Source organism: Petralouisia muris, from assembly GCF_004793545.1.
Lineage (GTDB): Bacteria > Bacillota > Clostridia > Lachnospirales > Lachnospiraceae > Petralouisia > Petralouisia muris.
Genome location: NZ_SRYA01000289.1, coordinates 1 through 301, shown reverse-complemented (window position 1 = coordinate 301; position 301 = coordinate 1). Strand labels below are relative to the sequence as shown.

At 52.8% G+C, this 301-nt stretch carries 1 protein-coding gene; it reads right to left on the bottom strand.

The window, feature by feature from the left end:
* Nucleotides 1-301 (bottom strand): hypothetical protein (locus E5329_RS29540; RefSeq protein ID WP_135992609.1); only part of this gene is annotated, 301 nt, incomplete at both ends.

Here is a 301-nt window from a genome sequence, read left to right as displayed (position 1 = left end):
TCTCCGCAAAGTCCTCACGCTCAAAATACCCGTCCGCATCCAGACCGCAGCGGCTTAACAGCATATAGGCGACGCTGTTTGCGGCAAGACGTTTGTAAATCACTTCTATATTATAGTCGTCCAGTTCCTCCAAAAAGCTGTCTTTCGTGCAGCCCTTTAGCTGTGAGAGGTAATCGGGTAAGTTGTCCTCCACGGCGTTTTCCGCCGTCTGAATTAAAAACGTGGCAAAATCGCCGCCCTCCGTATCGCCGAACCTGTCCGCAAGCCGCTCCATGACGGGCTGCTCGTACCGCTTATCCAT